General features: G+C 72.0%; 17 protein-coding genes. 12 read left to right on the top strand and 5 right to left on the bottom strand.

What is annotated here, in order from left to right; genetic code table 11:
• Positions 1-77: 77 nt before the first annotated feature.
• Positions 78-575 carry a hypothetical protein gene (locus V1260_RS14770; protein WP_329747580.1) on the top strand — a complete coding sequence of 166 codons (498 nt, stop codon included), beginning with the start codon at positions 78-80 and terminating at the stop codon, positions 573-575.
• Positions 576-590: 15 nt separating this feature from the next.
• On the opposite strand, the gene V1260_RS14765 is transcribed toward V1260_RS14770, so the two are convergent.
• Entirely contained in the window at positions 591-1181 is a 591-nt protein-coding gene (locus V1260_RS14765; protein ID WP_329747579.1) for a thymidine kinase, read from the bottom strand.
• A 35-nt stretch (positions 1182-1216) separates the two neighbouring features.
• Between V1260_RS14765 and V1260_RS14760 the strand changes: the two genes are divergently transcribed.
• From V1260_RS14760 to V1260_RS14750, 3 genes are all read left to right on the top strand, one after another.
• A complete protein-coding gene (locus V1260_RS14760; protein WP_329747578.1) occupies positions 1217-1867 on the top strand; it encodes a mismatch-specific DNA-glycosylase in 651 nt (216 codons plus the stop codon).
• 203 nt (positions 1868-2070) lie between these two features.
• Complete coding sequence (locus V1260_RS14755; RefSeq protein WP_329747577.1) at positions 2071-2397, top strand: plasmid stabilization protein; 327 nt, start codon at positions 2071-2073, stop codon at positions 2395-2397.
• Between the two features lie 218 nt (positions 2398-2615).
• Entirely contained in the window at positions 2616-3995 is a 1380-nt protein-coding gene (locus V1260_RS14750; protein WP_329747576.1) for a TerC family protein, read from the top strand.
• 40 nt (positions 3996-4035) lie between these two features.
• Here the strand turns inward: V1260_RS14750 and V1260_RS14745 are convergent, their stop codons facing one another.
• Complete coding sequence (locus V1260_RS14745) at positions 4036-4680, bottom strand: lysoplasmalogenase (RefSeq protein ID WP_329747575.1); 645 nt, start codon at positions 4678-4680, stop codon at positions 4036-4038.
• Positions 4681-5100: 420 nt separating this feature from the next.
• Between V1260_RS14745 and V1260_RS14740 the strand changes: the two genes are divergently transcribed.
• Entirely contained in the window at positions 5101-6105 is a 1005-nt protein-coding gene (locus V1260_RS14740; protein WP_329747574.1) for a transglycosylase family protein, read from the top strand.
• 113 nt (positions 6106-6218) lie between these two features.
• A complete protein-coding gene (locus V1260_RS14735) occupies positions 6219-7016 on the top strand; it encodes a SurA N-terminal domain-containing protein (RefSeq protein WP_329747573.1) in 798 nt (265 codons plus the stop codon).
• Positions 7017-7042: 26 nt separating this feature from the next.
• On the opposite strand, the gene V1260_RS14730 is transcribed toward V1260_RS14735, so the two are convergent.
• Entirely contained in the window at positions 7043-7348 is a 306-nt protein-coding gene (locus tag V1260_RS14730) for a hypothetical protein (protein ID WP_329747572.1), read from the bottom strand.
• Between the two features lie 147 nt (positions 7349-7495).
• Here V1260_RS14730 and V1260_RS14725 point away from each other — a divergent pair, with 147 nt between their 5' ends.
• The gene (locus tag V1260_RS14725; RefSeq protein ID WP_329747571.1) at positions 7496-7816 is read left to right on the top strand and encodes a putative quinol monooxygenase; all 321 of its coding nucleotides are present in this window, start codon (positions 7496-7498) and stop codon (positions 7814-7816) included.
• A gap of 47 nt (positions 7817-7863) precedes the next feature.
• On the opposite strand, the gene V1260_RS14720 is transcribed toward V1260_RS14725, so the two are convergent.
• Positions 7864-8811, bottom strand: coding sequence for an L-lactate dehydrogenase (locus V1260_RS14720; RefSeq protein WP_329747570.1), 948 nt, complete (start codon positions 8809-8811; stop codon positions 7864-7866).
• A 294-nt stretch (positions 8812-9105) separates the two neighbouring features.
• Here V1260_RS14720 and V1260_RS14715 point away from each other — a divergent pair, with 294 nt between their 5' ends.
• The 4 genes from V1260_RS14715 to V1260_RS14700 all read left to right on the top strand — a co-directional run bounded on the left by V1260_RS14715 (position 9106) and on the right by V1260_RS14700 (position 12740).
• Entirely contained in the window at positions 9106-10278 is a 1173-nt protein-coding gene (locus tag V1260_RS14715; protein WP_329747569.1) for a Gfo/Idh/MocA family protein, read from the top strand.
• Between the two features lie 154 nt (positions 10279-10432).
• Complete coding sequence (locus V1260_RS14710; RefSeq protein WP_329747568.1) at positions 10433-11281, top strand: sugar phosphate isomerase/epimerase family protein; 849 nt, start codon at positions 10433-10435, stop codon at positions 11279-11281.
• Between the two features lie 151 nt (positions 11282-11432).
• On the top strand, positions 11433-11927 hold the full coding sequence (locus tag V1260_RS14705; RefSeq protein WP_329747567.1) for a flavin reductase family protein: 495 nt from the start codon (positions 11433-11435) through the stop codon (positions 11925-11927).
• Between the two features lie 42 nt (positions 11928-11969).
• The gene (locus V1260_RS14700; protein WP_329747566.1) at positions 11970-12740 is read left to right on the top strand and encodes a DUF3152 domain-containing protein; all 771 of its coding nucleotides are present in this window, start codon (positions 11970-11972) and stop codon (positions 12738-12740) included.
• Positions 12741-12749: 9 nt separating this feature from the next.
• Here the strand turns inward: V1260_RS14700 and V1260_RS14695 are convergent, their stop codons facing one another.
• Positions 12750-14405, bottom strand: coding sequence for an ABC-F family ATP-binding cassette domain-containing protein (locus tag V1260_RS14695; protein ID WP_329747565.1), 1656 nt, complete (start codon positions 14403-14405; stop codon positions 12750-12752).
• Between the two features lie 141 nt (positions 14406-14546).
• Between V1260_RS14695 and V1260_RS14690 the strand changes: the two genes are divergently transcribed.
• Positions 14547-15332: an isocitrate lyase/PEP mutase family protein gene (locus V1260_RS14690; RefSeq protein WP_442878164.1), complete on the top strand. Its 786-nt coding sequence runs from the start codon at positions 14547-14549 to the stop codon at positions 15330-15332.
• The last annotated feature ends 19 nt before the right edge of the window (positions 15333-15351 follow it).

Here is a 15351-nt window from a genome sequence, read left to right as displayed (position 1 = left end):
CTCCCCACGCCGCGGACGTGCGCCAACGTCCCCCGTGCGGAATACTCGGGGCGAGCACTGAGATCCGAGGGGGACCGATGGCCTACGCACAGCCGCAGGGGATGATGCCGACCGCCGGCGGGGGCCGCGCCAAGCGCCCCACCTGGCACTGGATGCTGATCGGGGGCGTCGCGCTGTTCCTCGCCCTGATCGTGCTCGCCCTGGCGGTGCTGATCGGCTGGCGGATCCTGGGCCGCGGCGATCCGGCGGACACCGTCGACGACTTCTACTCCTCGCTGCAGGACGCGGACTGCGATCTCTTCATGGACTCGACCACCGAGGATTTCCGCTCCGCGACGGGCCTGACCTCATGCGCGATCTTCGACGAGAACATCGTCGGGACCGACGCGATCACCTATGAGGTCAACGACCGCATCAACCGCCAGGGGTACGCGATCTTCGAGGTCACCGAGACCTACACGGTCGACGGCCAGTCCGAGTCCGCGGACCTGCGCTACTACGTGCGACGGATCGACGGGCAATGGGACCTCGACGGCATCGAGCTGCTCACCGAGGACTCGGTCCCGATCACCTGATCCGACCGGGGCGGGTCACCGGCGCGGGGCGCCGTCCCCTGCCGAGCGGTGCGTGCGGCAGCGGGCCTGATAGGACTCGATCCCGCCCACCTGCTCCGCCGTCACCGCGTGCGGGTCCCCGGCGCTCCCGGCGAGCCGCACGTGGAACGCCGCGTCCCGGCCGCACACCGCGCACACGGCGGTGAGCCGCACGACCTCCTCGGCGACCGCCATCAGCGCCGGCACCGGTTCGAAGGGCTCCCCGTCGTAGGTGACGCAGAGCCCCGCCGCCTCGACCTGCACCCCGGCGTCGAGCAGGTCGTCGATCGCGGCGAGCACGCCCGCCCCGAAGAATTGGACCTCGTCGATCGCCACGAGGTCCGGCACCTCCCCCGTGAGCAGCACGGCGAGCTGTGCGGGGTCGCTCATCATCCGGGCCGGCAGGGAGGCGCCGAGGTGGGTGCGCAGCCGGTCCACGCCCGCTCGGGTGTCGAGCGCGTGACCGATCACCTCGACCCGCGCCCCGGCGAGGCGGGAGCGGCGCACGCGGCGCAGCAGCTCCTCGGTCTTCCCCGCGAACATCGGGCCGGCGATCACGTGCAGGCGTCCTGCCTCGCTGCGGTGCATGCGGCCAGCCTACGGCGTGGCGCTACAGTGCCGACGTGACCTCCCGACGCCCCTCCCCGCTGCACGGCGCGCGGCCCACCCGCGCGGACCTCGACGCCGTCGACACCGCCGATCCGCGGGCGCTCGACGACGTCCTCCCCGGAGAGAGGGACCGCCTGCGGCTCCTGATCGTGGGGATCAACCCGGGGCTGTGGACCGCGGCCGTGCGGGCGCCTTTCGCCCATCCGGGGAACCGCTTCTGGCCGTCGTTGCATCGCGCCGGGCTCACGTCGCGCCTCGTGGACGCCTCCCGCGGCCTCGATCCCGTCGACGAGCGGGACCTGCACGGCCGCGGGATCGGGATCACGAACCTCGTCGGCCGGGCGACCGCGCGGGCCGCCGAGCTGGACCGCGAGGAGCTGCGCGCGGGCGGAGCGGCCCTGCTCACGCGCCTTCCGGAGCTGCGCCCGCGGGTCGTCGCGATCGCCGGCATCACCGCCTTCCGCACCGCCTACGGGCTGCCGAAGGCCCAGCTGGGCCGCCAGGATCCGGGCACCGTCCCGGGCTGGCCCGAGGGGCCCGGCGCCCCCGTGCTGTGGGTCGTGCCGCAGCCCAGCGGGCTGAACGCCCACGCCACGGTCGACTCGCTCGCGGAGACCTGGCGGGAGGTGGCGGCCGACGCGGTCGTGCCGATCGCGGGATCCTGAGCTCCCTTGCCGCGGCCGACCCCGCGTGGAAGGGTGGTGCGGATCCAGGAGGGGCGATGAGGCCGAGCCGAGTGCACGGTCGTCACCGGCCGGGAGCCCGCGGATCGACCGTTCGGTCCGTTCCCTCGACACAGGGCCTCGCCGCGGAAGGATGGAGGAGCGGCCGCCGCCCGGCGTCGCGACGTCACGGATCAGGAGGAGACATGCCCGAGGCATGGAGCGCGAAGCGCGAGCGACAGTACGACCACGTCAAGCAGAGCCAGCTCGACCGAGGGGTCTCCGAGGACGAGGCCGAGGAGATCGCGGCGCGCACGGTGAACAAGACCCGCGCGCAGGAGGGCGAGTCCGAGGAGGCCAGCCGCACGTCCCTCGAGGACAAGTCGCCGGCTGAGCGGGGCGGCGAGCGTTCGCACAGCGGGGCGCAGGGCCGCACGAAGGAGCAACTCTACCAGGACGCCCGCCGACAGGGCGTCAAGGGCCGCTCGACGATGGACAAGGACGAGCTGGAGCAGGCGGTCGAGGATCGCTGACGGCTGTCGAGGCCGCGCCTGCTGAGAGGCTGGTCGCAGCATCCTCCCAGGTGCGGAGGGACCCCGTGTAGGATCGCGGACGGCAACGGGGGAGTATCCGTCACGCTGTGCACGTCATCACGAGGGCCGACAGGGGCACTCCGGGCGCAGCGGCCCATCGGCTCGGTCGAGGGGTGGAGAGACCCGGGTCTCCCGATTCGACCCCCGAAAGCAGAGCCATGACCGTCTCCCCGCTCGTCTGGATCCTCACCATCGTGGCGATCCTGGGCCTTCTGGCCTTCGACTACATCTTCCACGTGCGCAAGGCGCACATCCCCACGCTGCGCGAGGCCGCCGTCTGGTCCGCGATCTACGTGGGCATCGCCCTCCTCTTCGGTGTGGGCGTGCTCGCCCTCGGCGGCATGGACATGGGCACGGAGTACTTCGCCGGGTACGTCACCGAGAAGGCCCTCTCGGTCGACAACCTCTTCGTGTTCCTCGTGATCATGGGCACCTTCGCGGTGCCCCGCGAGGACCAGCAGAAGGTGCTGCTCTTCGGCATCACCTTCGCGATCGTGGCCCGAACCGGCATGATCCTGGCGGGCGCGGCCGCGATCGACGCCTTCTCCTGGGCCTTCTACTTCTTCGGCGCGATCCTGCTGTTCACCGCCCTCAAGATGATCCTCGAGGAGCTGCGCGAGAAGGATGAGGAGCCCGGCGAGGGCTTCTTCGTCCGCCTGGTCAAGCGGTTCCTGCCCGCGACCGACGAGTACGACGGCGACAAGCTCTTCACCATCGAGAACGGCAAGCGCGTCCTCACCCCGATGCTGCTCGTGATGATCGCGATCGGCGGCACCGACCTGCTGTTCGCCCTCGACTCGATCCCCGCGATCTTCGGCCTCACCCAGAACACCTACATCGTGTTCACCGCGACGGTGTTCTCGCTGCTGGGCCTGCGCCAGCTGTACTTCCTCATCGACGGCCTGCTGGACCGGCTCGTGTACCTGTCCTACGGCCTCTCGATCATCCTCGCCTTCATCGGTGTGAAGCTCGTGGTCCATGCGCTGCACGAGAACGAGCTGCCCTTCATCAACGGCGGCGAGGCGGTGCACGCGATCCCGGAGATCACCACCACCTTCTCCCTGTCCGTGATCGTCGGAGTCCTCGTCGTCACCGTGCTGGCCTCGCTGTTCTCCCCCAAGGGCCGGGCGCAGGCCGCGGTGAACGACGCCCACCGCGAGGCTCAGGCCTACGTCGAGATGACCTACGCCTCCTTCGAGGAGCGGCGCGATGCGCTGTACGCGCGGATGATCGAGCACGAGAAGGCCATCGAGGCGCTGCCCGCGAAGTACCAGGACATGGTCGTCGAGGAGCGCAACGTCCTCGAGCTGCTCGCCGACGCCCACCGCGTCCACGAGCGGCGCCAGGCCCACAACGACCGCGGCGAGCGCAGCGACGAGCAGCCGGAGGGCCTGGTCGTCACCCGCCCCGACGGCACCGTCGCGACCGATCCCAGCGGCAACGTCATCACGGTCGCCGAGGAGGAGCGGGCCCTCGCCGAGAAGGAGGCCAAGCGCCTCGCCCGCGAGCAGGAGCGCGCGGCGTACAGCCGCAGCTGAGGACGCGGGGCCGTCCACGTCCGGGTGGATCGGCGGCGGCTCAACCCCGGGCGACCCGGCCCCGCCCCAGCATCGCGAGCACCAGCATCAGCTGCGCCGCGAGGTATGTGCTCATCACCCACGCCCCGTGCGCGGGCAGGGTCAGCACGCCGAACGCGTTCACGGCGATGAGCGCATCGGAGACCACGAACACCGCCGCCCCGATCCCGCCGAGCCTTCCGAGCCCCGTCGCGAGCACGGCCATCGCCACGATCGCTCCGGCGTAGACCACGATCGTCGGCAACAGGGCCCCGGCCTCGGGAGCGCACAGGAGCACGATCACGAAGGCAGCCGCGAAGTACGGCAGCAGCAGGACCGGCCGCCGCAGCAGGCTGCCGTCCCGCAGCGGCCAGAACGCGATCGCGTAGACGAGCTGGGCGAGCAGGAAGCTGCCGAGCATCGTGCGGAAGGCGGCGTCGCCATCGAGCAGGCGCGGCATCGCGTCGCCGACGAAGGAGCAGGCCAGTGCCAGCAGGTTGAGGCGCACGAGACGGGAACGCGGCGCCGAGGTGCCCACGAGGAGCGCGAGGGCGAGGAGCGGCATCAGCAGGAGCTGCGTGAGGTCCGCCGTCGGCGCGTGCCCGAGCAGCTGGGCGAGGACGTGAATCCCGCTGACCGCCAGGTACGCCCCGAGTGCCCATCGCATGGCGCGGAGACTACCGGGGTCAGCCGCCGACGGGGCCGCCCGCCGCCTCGCAGATGCTGCGGTGCATGGTCGGGAACGTCCGCCGGCCCGCCTTTCGCCGCGCGGTGCCCCATCCGGCGCGCGTGGAGCCAACGTTCCGCGCACGTCCAGCATCGTGAGCCGTCAGACAGCATCGTGCGCGAGCGCCGCTGATGCACACGAAACCTCCCGATCCCAGCGTCACTGCAGGTCAGCGAGATCCGCCGGGGAAAGAGCCGGTCAAGTCCGCCTCCCGCGAGGGTCAGATCCGGCCCGGGGGCGGCGCGGCGGGCTTGCCCTCCCCCGGGGGCGCGCTCCTACGGTGGGCGCCGTCCAGCACCGTGGGCTCCGCCGTCAGAGCGTCGATCCCGCGGGACCCGCGAGACCTGTGAAAGGACACCCATGTCCCGGCACGCCACCCACCGTTCCCCTTCGTCCGTCGGCGTCATCCGCCGCGGCCTCACCCGTTCGGCCGTCGCCCTGGCCGGCGGCGCCGTCGTCGCCTCCGGCATGCTCGCCCTGACCACGACCTCCGCGAGCGCCGCGAGCGGCTGGGACGAGGTCGCCGCGTGCGAATCCGGCGGTGACTGGTCGATCAACACCGGCAACGGCTACTACGGCGGCCTGCAGTTCTCGCAGTCGACCTGGGAGGGCTTCGGCGGCACCGAGTACGCCGCGCGCGCCGACCAGGCCTCGAAGAGCGAGCAGATCGCCGTGGCCGAGCGCGTGCTTGCCGAGCAGGGCGCCGGCGCATGGCCCACCTGCGGCGTCGCCCTGTCCGGCGGGGCCGACACCGGCGGCGCGCCCGCCGCCGACGACTCCGGCTCCTCCCAGGACTCCGGCTCCGACGACTCCGGCTCCTCGTCGCGCTCCGACGAGAGCACCGCCACCCGCTCCGACGAGCGCTCGTCCTCCAGCCGCGAGGAGGAGACCTCCGAGCCGCAGGGCGACTGGAGCTGCAACGGCGACGGCATCAAGGACAACTGCGATCCGAACGGCTTCACCGAGGGGTCCTCCGAGAAGAGCTCCGAGACGTCGTCGGAGCGGAGCTCGGAGAAGAGCGCCGAGAAGTCCGCTGAGCGGTCCTCGGAGAAGTCCTCCTCCGCCGAGCCGGGCTCCCGCGCGACCGGCGACCTCTCCGTCGCCGGCACCCTCGAGGTGGACGGGACAATGGGCCCGAAGACCATCACCGCCCTCCAGGACTGGCTGGGCGTCGAGCAGACCGGCGAGATGGACGAGGAGACCACCCTCGCGCTCCAGGCCTGGGCGAAGACCGACCAGGACGGCGTGATCGGGAAGAACACTGTCGCCGGGCTACAGCACGAGGTCGGCGCGACCCAGAACGGCTCCGACGAGATCGACGCGGACACCGTCGAGGTCCTGCAGGCCTTCCTGAACCTGTACTGATCCGTACCACCTCCGGCCACCGCCCGGAGACCGGATCACTCCCGACGGCCGGGCCGCCCCAGGCGACCCGGCCGTCGGCGTCGATCCGCAGCACCTGACCGCAGGAGGTTCCCATGACCCGTACGAGCACCCTTCGCACCCGCGCCATCGCCCGCGCGGCGACCGCCGTCCTCGCCGTCGGCGCCGCTCTCGGCCTCGCCGCGTGCGGCCCCGAGCAGTCCGCCTCCTCCGGGGCGAGCGACGCCGGGGGTGACGCCCCGGTCGCCGCGAGCGACGGCGACGGGGAACAGGCCCTCCCCCAGGCCGACACCTCCGCGATCCCCGAGGTCGTCGCCGAGGTCAACGGCGAGCAGATCACCCGCGACGACTTCGTCCCCGTCTACGAGTCGCAGTACCAGCAGGCCGCCGCGCAGACGCAGACCACCGGTGAGAGCGTCGACGAGGCCGGCCTGCAGCAGCAGGTCGCGGACCAGCTCGTCGACAACCTGCTGCTCCAGCAGGCCGCGACCAAGGCCGGCATCGAGGCGACCGACGCGGACATCGACGCGACCCTCGACCAGATCGCGCAGCAGAACGGCCTCGGCTCCGGCGACGAGGTGGTCCAGACCCTCGTCGGGCAGGGCTACTCCGAGGAACAGGTCCGCGAGGACGCCGCGACCCAGTACGAGCTCACCACCTTTGTCACCCAGGAGGGCGGCATCACCGAGCCGGCGGAGGAGGAGCTGCGCGCCCAGTACGACGACCTCGTCGCCCAGCAGGAGCAGTCCGGGGCCGACGCCTCGCAGGTCCCGCCGTTCGAGGAGGTCCGCGAGCAGCTGGCCCAGCAGGCCCTCACCCAGCAGCAGAACGAGGCCGCCACGACCCTCGCCGCCGAGCTGCGCGAGCAGGGCGACGTGACGATCCTGCTCTGAGCGGCGCCCGGCCGGCGCCGGCCGGCTCAGGGGAGGTGGTCGCGGATCTTGTCCTGGGTGGGCTCGTCCACGGCGAAGATCCACGGCTTGTCCGGGTCCGCCGGGTCACGGTGCGCGCGGCCGACCAGCCCGGAGAGTCCGCCGACGGACTTGAAGACGTTGCGCGTGCCCTCGTGCTCGATCCCCCGCCGATCCGAGATCTCCAGGCCAGCCTGTTCCCCTTCGCGCATCATCTCGGCTGAGCCGTTCTCCTCCGAGCCGGCTATCGCGGAGTCCTCGGCGTGGTCGAAGAGACTTCCCTCGTACAGGGGCTGGTCCGTCCCGGGGAACATCCAGTCGTCGGGCGCGGGGGGGAGGACTCCCCAGCCCCCTCGCTCGCTCGAGCTTCGGCACCAGCAGCTACACCTGACCCTGCACCGGATCGGAGCTTCCCGGTAGGGTGCCGGACGAGACCCCGTCCCGGCCCGAGAGGACCCCCGATGATCCTGATCAACGTCAAGTTCCCCGTGAAGCCCGAGTTCGCCGACCGCTGGCCGGAGATCTCCCGGCCCTTCACCGAGGCGACCCGCGCCGAGCCCGGCAACAAGTGGTTCGAGTGGTCCCGCAGCGTCGAGGACCCGACCACCTACGTGCTGATCGAGGCGTTCACCGACGAGGGCGCGGAGCCCCATGTGAACTCCGAGCACTTCCGCACCATGCAGCAGGAGTTCCCGCGGTATCTCGCCGCAACCCCGCAGATCGTCTCCCAGCAGGTCGACGTCGAGGACTGGGGCCCCATGGGCGAGGTCACCGTCGACTGACCGCCCCGGCGCCGACGGGCCGGTCCGGCCCGTCGGCGTCTCGGCTCTCAGCCGCGCAGGTCCGCGGCGACGGCCCGCAGCGACTCCGCGGAGCGCTGCAGCGCCGCGCGCTCGTCGGCGTCGAACGGCGTCCCCGCGATCGGGCGCGCGCCGTGCCGACCCAGCACGCACGGCACCGAGAGCGCGACCCCGTCGATCCCGTGCTCGCCGTGGAGCACCGGCGCGACCGGCAGGATCGCGTGCTCGTCGCGCAGTACGGCTTCAACGATGCGGGCGCTCGACAGGCCGATCGCATAGTTGGTGGCGCCCTTGCCACGGATCACCGTGTAGGCGGCGTCGCGCACGTCCACCGCGATCCTCTCGAGCTCCGCCCGGTCGAAGCCCGTGCCGTCCTCGCCGCGCCACTCGAGGATCGGGACGGTGCCGATGGTCGCCGTGGACCACACCGGGAACTCGCTGTCGCCGTGCTCGCCGACGATCTGCGCGTGCACGCTCGAGGTCGACACCCCGGCGCGCCGAGCGATCTCCCACCTCAGCCGGGAGGAGTCCAGCGCCGTCCCGGAGGCGAAGACGCGCCCGGCGGGCAGGCCGCTGCTCTCGTCGGCCAGCAGCGTCAGCACGTCGCACGGATTGGTGACGATGACGTACACCGCATCGGGCGCGACGTCGAGCAGCTGCGGCATCAGGGTCCCCATGATCCGCGCGTTGGTGGCGGCGAGCTCGAGGCGGGTCTGGCCCGGCCTCTGCTTCGCGCCGGCCGTGATCACGACGATGTCGCTGTCCGCGGCGACCGCGATGTCGCTGCCGCCGGTGATCTGGCTGCTGCCCGCGAAGAAGGAGCCGTGGGCGAGGTCGAGCACCTCGGCCTCGGTCTTCTCGGGGGCGATGTCGTACAGGGCGATGTGCCGGGCGCTCTCCCGGATGAGGGCCGCGTAGGCGACGCTCGATCCGACGGCTCCGGCTCCGACAACGGTCAGCTTCGAGGTTCCGCTCATGCAACGAGGGTAGACGCGCGCGCCGGGGCGCCGACAGCGGGTGCCGCGGAGCGGGATGGCCGCTCCCGGGACTGCAACGACGTGCAACTTCCCCACTTCCCCCACCGGGACGGCGACGATCGGGGGACGCACCGCGCGCGCCCGACGAGGGCGCGGCGGCTCGACGACGAGATCGAAGGAGGACCGCCCGCCCAGCACCGACGGCTTCCGTCAGGCCCGGTTCACCACCGCGTCCTGCCGATCCGTCCGGCCCCCGGTCCGGAGCGCTCCCCTTCACGACAGAACGGAGACAGCATGTCGGAGAAGAACGTCCGCCTCGGGATCATCGGCCTCGGCGCCCAGGGCGGCATGTACGCCGGCCTCCTCCAGGACGGGAAGATCGACGGGATGACGCTCGGCGCGATCGCCGACATCGATCCCGCGAAGAAGGAGCTCGCCGCGGAGAAGCACCCGGGCGTCCCCTTCTACGACGACTACGTGAGCCTGCTCGACTCGGGTGACGTGGACGCCGTGGTCACCACCGTCCCCCACTTCCTGCACGCCGAGATGACCATCGCCGCGATCGGCAAGGGCATCCACGCCCTCACCGAGAAGCCCGCGGGCGTGTACACGAAGCAGGTCGAGGAAATGAACGCCTTCGCGGCGGAGCACCCCGAGACCACCTTCGCGATCATGTTCAACCAGCGCACCAACCCCGTCTACACAGACCTCAAGGCGCTCATCGACTCCGGCGAGCTGGGCAAGCTGCGCCACACCTCGTGGATCATCACCACCTGGTGGCGTCCGCAGGGCTACTACGACCAGTCGGAGTGGCGCGCGACCTGGGGCGGCGAGGGCGGCGGCGTCCTCGTGAACCAGGCTCCCCACCAGCTGGACCTGTGGCAGTGGCTCGCGGGCACCCCGAAGAAGGTCTTCGCGAAGCTGGCCTTCGGCTTCCAGCGCGACATCGCCACCGAGGACGAGGTCAACGCGGTCGTGGACTTCGGCGACGGCGCCACCGGCCACTTCATGACCTCCACCAACGACATCATCGGCACCGACCGCCTGGAGATGCTCTTCGACCAGGGCAAGGTCGTCGTCGACGCCTCGACCAAGGTCACCGTCTACCGCCTTTCCGAGAACGAGCGCGCCCTCAGCGACAAGATGACGATGCAGGACGTCGCCAAGCTGTTCCGCGGCGAGATGGACCCGAGCTCCGTCTACACCGTCGAGGAGAAGACCTACGAGTCGCAGTGGGGTCAGCAGCACATCGCCGTCCTCACCAACTTCGCGGCCCACATCAACGACGGCACCCCGCTGATCGCCGACGGCGCTGAGGGCATCAACGGCGTGCGCCTGGCCTCGGGCATGCAGCTGTCGGCGTGGACCGGCCGCGAGATCGACCTGGTGGACTACCCGGCGGACGAGTACCTCGCCGAGCTGAACCAGCGCATCGAGGCGGAGGGCAAGTTCCCCACGCGCTCCTGAGCGCCCCGCGACCTCGGGGGGGGGGGGGGGGGGTGGGGTATTGGGTTTCTGGAAAGGGGCTAAACAGCCCCACCCGGCGTCGACCCCTTCGGCGCCGGGACGTGCCGCACCCGCACCCCACCACCAGCCACGACCCTCGAAGGAGAACACGCCCATGGCCGTCCTCGGACTGCAGCTCATGATGCTCAAGGACCAGATCAACGAGAAGGGGATGTACGAGGTGCTGCGCCAGGTGCGCGAGCTCGACATCGACGCCGTCGAGGTCTCCCAGGTGGAGATGACCGACGAGCTCATCGACGACCTCGTCCGCGGCAAGGCCGACTTCAATGTGGAGACCGCCGCGATGAGCGCCTCGATCGCCCCCGGCGGCAACGGCTTCGCCCTGGAGACCGAGTTCGACCGCGCCGTCGACGCCTGCCGCCGCACCGGCGCCCGCTTCCTGCGCATCGGCATGATGCCCTTCTCGGCGATGGTGTCGAAGGAAGCGACGGAGGCCTGGGCCGCGAGCGTCGAGCCGTACGCCGCCCGCCTGGCGGAGCAGGGAATCACCCTCTGCTACCACAACCACCACGTGGACCTGATCCAGTTCGACGGCGAGCGCATCTTCGACATCGTCCGCCGGGTCGCCCCCTCGCTGCTGTTCGAAGTGGACCTCCACTGGGTCCAGCGCGGCGGCATGGCCCCGCTCGACATGCTCGAGGCCTACGCCGGCGCCTGCAAGCTCATCCACGTCAAGGACTTCCGCGTGGCCCCGATGCCGGCGGAGGCCGTGCAGCGCTTCGAGGCCGGGGAGATGGACATGAAGGAGTTCTACGGGACGTTCCTCTCCCTCGGTCAGTTCGCCGAGGTCGGCCAGGGCAACATGAACTGGCCCGCCCTCCTGCCCGCCGCCGAGAAGGCCGGGGCGGAGTACTTCCTCATCGAGCAGGACGACACCTACGGCCGGGATCCGGTCGACTGCATCCGCGAGTCCCGCGAGTACCTGAAGTCCATCGGGTACTGAGCCCGGATCGCGCCCCGCGGGGTGTCCCGGAGCGACCTCCAGCACACCCCGCAGAGCGTCTCCACCAGCGCCTATGACGCCAGATGACGGCCGGGTCCCAGCATCGGGACCCGGCCGTCCGTCTCTCCGGCAGGCGACCTAGAGTCGGGGCATGCTGACCGACACCGCGCTCCGCGAGGCTTTCTCCCACGTCCCCCAGGGAGTGGTCCTGGTTGCCGCGGAGATCGACGGGGTCCGGCACGGGCTCGTCGCGTCGACCTTCACGGTCGGGGTGTCCCTGGACCCGCCGCTGGTGTCCGTCGCGGTGCAGCACAGCTCCCGCACCTGGCCTCTGCTCCGCGCGCACGGCCGGCTCGGAGTTACCGTGCTCGGCGCGAACCAGCGGGGCGTGACCCGGCAGCTCGCAGGCCCGGACCGCGAGCGCCGCTTCGACGGTCTCGACGTGGAGGTCGACGAGGGCGGGGCGCTCGTGCTGCGGGACGCCCCCGCCTGGATGACCGTGACGCTCCACGACGAGATGCGCGCCGGCGACCACGACCTGGCGCTGCTCGAGGTGCTCGCGGTCGACAGCTCCCCCGCGGCGGCCGCGATGGTCTTCCACCGCAGTCGCTTCAAGGGGCTCGTCGAGGGCGACATCGCCTGCTGAGCGCCGCCCGCGCCGGACGGCGCGGGATGGCACGATCGCCCCATGGCCACTCGACTGGTGCTGAGCCCACGCGGACGTCTGCTGCGCACCCTCCTCGTGACCGCCGCGGTGCTGCTGCTGGCGGTTCCCCTCGTCGTCGCGCTGACCTCCTCGGAGCCGGATCCCGCGCTCGTCGGGCCGACGGGCACGGCTCTCCCCTCCGCCCCGGCGGAGGCGAGTACGGAGACCGCCACCACCGCCGCCGCGGATGTCGAGATGATCGATCCGAGCGCGGAGCTGCACCGCTCCGGGACGGTCGGCCCCGGCACCTGGACCGCCGCCGGGGCGGGCTCCGCCGGGCAGGCGACGACGGTCCACACCTATGCGCTGCGCGTCGAGGACGGGATCGGCATCGACGTGCAGGAGGCGGCCGACGAGGTCGAGCGGATCCTCGCCGACGAGCGCGGCTGGGGCCCCGTCGAGGACGTCGCCTTCACCCGGGTCGCCGATCCGGCAGCCGCGGAGTTCACCATCTCCCTCGCCTCCCCGACCACGACCGACGAGCTGTGCCTGCCGGCGCGCACGGAGAGCACCTGGTCCTGCCGCAACGACGGCGACGTGGTGCTGAACTCGGACCGCTGGTTGTACATGACCCCCACGTTCACGGATCTGCGGGAGTACCGGGCGTACATGGTCAACCACGAGGTGGGCCACTTCCTCGGCCACGGCCACCCCTCGTGCCCCGGCGAGGGAGAGCCGGCGCCGGTGATGCTGCAGCAGAGCATCGACCTGGACGGCTGCACGCCGAACCCCTGGCCGACGGTCGCCGCCTGAGCGGGATCCTCAGAGCTCCCGCACAGACCCCGCTTCGACGTGCCAGCGGCGATCGGTCGAGACGGCCTCCAGCATGCGCCGGTCGTGGGTGACCAGCAGCAGGGTGCCGGTGTAGGACTCGAGGGCCTCCTCGAGCTGCTCGATGGCGGGCAGGTCGAGGTGGTTGGTGGGCTCGTCGAGGACGAGCAGGTTCACCCCCCGGCCCTGCAGCAGGGCGAGGGCGGCGCGGGTCCGCTCCCCCGGCGACAGCTCCGCGGCGGCGCGGCCGACGTGGTCCGCGCGCAGCGCGAACTTCGCGAGCAGGGTCCGCACCTCGGCGGGGCTGAGCGCGGGCAGCTGGGCCTCGACCGCGGCGGAGAGCGGGAGCGGGGCGCCGTCCGGCCCGGCCGCCTCGAGCACGGTGCGGGCCTGGTCGATCTCCCCGATCAGCACCGAGGAGCCGAGGCTCGCCGAGCCCTCGTCCGGGTCGCGGTGCCCCAGCAGGAGGCGCAGCAGGGTCGTCTTGCCGGCACCGTTGGGGCCGGTGATCCCCACCCGCTCGCCGGCGTTCACCTGGAGGGACACGGGGCCGAGGGTGAAGTCCCCCTGGCGCACCACGGCGGCGCCGAGCGTCGAGACGACGGTCGAGGAGCGGGGCGCCTGCCCGATCGTGAACTGGAGCTGCCACTCCTTGCGTGGCTCCTCGACCTCCTCGAGGCGGGCGATGCGGCTCTCCATCTGCCGGACCTTCTGGGCCTGCTTCTCGCTGGACTCGGACTGCGCCCGGCGTCGCACCTTGTCGTTGTCGGGGGACTTGCGCATCGCGTTGCGCACGCCCTGGCTGGACCATTCCCGCTGGGTGCGGGCGCGGGAGACGAGATCCGCCTTGGTCGCGGCGAACTCCTCGTAGGCCTCGCGGGCGTGGCGGCGCACGGTCTCGCGTTCCTCGAGATAGGCGTCGTAGCCGCCGCCGTAGAGCCGGTGGGAGGACTGCGCGAGGTCGAGCTCGAGCACCTCGGTGACGCAGCGGGAGAGGAACTCGCGGTCGTGGCTGACCAGCACCGCGCCGCCGCGCAGGCCGCGTACGAAGGACTCGAGGCGCGCGAGGCCGTCGAGGTCGAGGTCGTTGGTGGGCTCGTCGAGCAGCACCAGGTCGAAGCGGCTCAGCAGCAGCACGGCGAGTCCGACGCGGGCCGCCTGCCCGCCGGACAGCGCGGTCATGGGGGTGCTGGGGGCGAGGGCGAGCCCGAGCTCCGCGAGCGTCGCGGGGATCCGGTCCTCGAGGTCCGCGGCGCCGACGGCGAGCCAGTGCTCGAGGGCGGCCGCGTAGGCGTCGGCGCTCGCGGCGCTCTCGTCGGCGAGCCGTTCGGCGGCGGCGTCCATCCGCGCGGTCGCCGCGGCGCAGCCGGTGCGCCGCGCGAGATGCCCGGCGATGGTCTCGCCCGGCCGGCGCTCGTGCTCCTGCGGGAGATGGCCGACGACGGCGCTCGGCGGGGACAGCGCGATTGATCCCGCCCGCGGGGTGTCGAGTCCGGCCAGGAGACGCAGCAGGGTCGACTTCCCGGCGCCGTTGGCGCCGACCACGCCGATCACGTTCCCGGGGGCGACGGTGAGGTCGACCCCCTCGAACAGGGTGCGGTGTCCGTGCCCGCCGGTGAGACCGGAGGCGACGAGGGTCGCGCTCACCGGACCCAGGCCGTGCCCGGCGGGGCGGCGAGGGAGAGGATGAGGTCCGCGGTGAGGTCCATGGGCCCATCCTCCCACCGTCCGCCCCGCGCCGCCCGCGCGGGCCTTCCGGAGTGGCGCGGACGCGGGTAGCGTCGGGCCATGAGCAGCTCTGAGATGACCACCCCCGAGAAGGCCCTGGCGCTGAAGGCGCTCCACGAAGCCCCCGAGATCCTCCGCGTCGTCAACGTCTGGGACGCGATCACCGCCCGCACCGTCGCCGACCTACCCGGCACCCGCGCGCTCGCGACCGCCGGGCACTCGATCGCGGCGAGCCACGGCTTCGCCGACGGCGAGATCCCCCGCGACGTGGCCCTCACCGCAGTCGCCGAGATCGTCGCCGCGACCGATCTGCCGGTCACCGCGGATCTCGACGCCGGCTTCGGCGATCCGGGCGAGACGGTGCGCCGCGCGATCGGCGCGGGCGTCGTCGGCGCGAACGTCGAGGATCGTCTGGTGCCGCTGCCGCAGGCGGTCCGCGCCGTCGAGGCGATCGTCGCCGCCGGCTCGGCGGAGGGCGTGGACTTCCAGCTCAACGCCCGCACGGATGCGCTCGTGCGCGGCGGGGACCGGCCGATCCAGGAGTCGGTGGCCGATGCGATCGAGCGCGGGCGGGCCTTCCTCGAGGCGGGCGCGAGCCTCGTCTTCGTGCCCGGGGTCCTCGACCGCGAGGTGACGCAGCAGCTGGTCGCGGGGATCGGCGAGCGGAAGGTGTCGGTGATCGGCCTGCCGGGGGCGCTGTCCGCCGCGGAGTACGAGGAGCTGGGCGTCGCCCGGATCTCCTACGGGCCGATGACCCAGCGCGTCGCGCTGCGGGCCCTGCGCGATCTGGCGACGGACCTCTACGGGACCGGGGTGGTCCCGGAGGACACCCCCGCGCTGAACTGACCCTCTCCGCGAATCGCCC

It is taken from the genome of Brachybacterium sp. J144 (assembly GCF_036321705.1).
Taxonomy (GTDB): Bacteria; Actinomycetota; Actinomycetes; order Actinomycetales; family Dermabacteraceae; genus Brachybacterium.
This window is presented reverse-complemented; position numbering and strand designations above follow the sequence as displayed.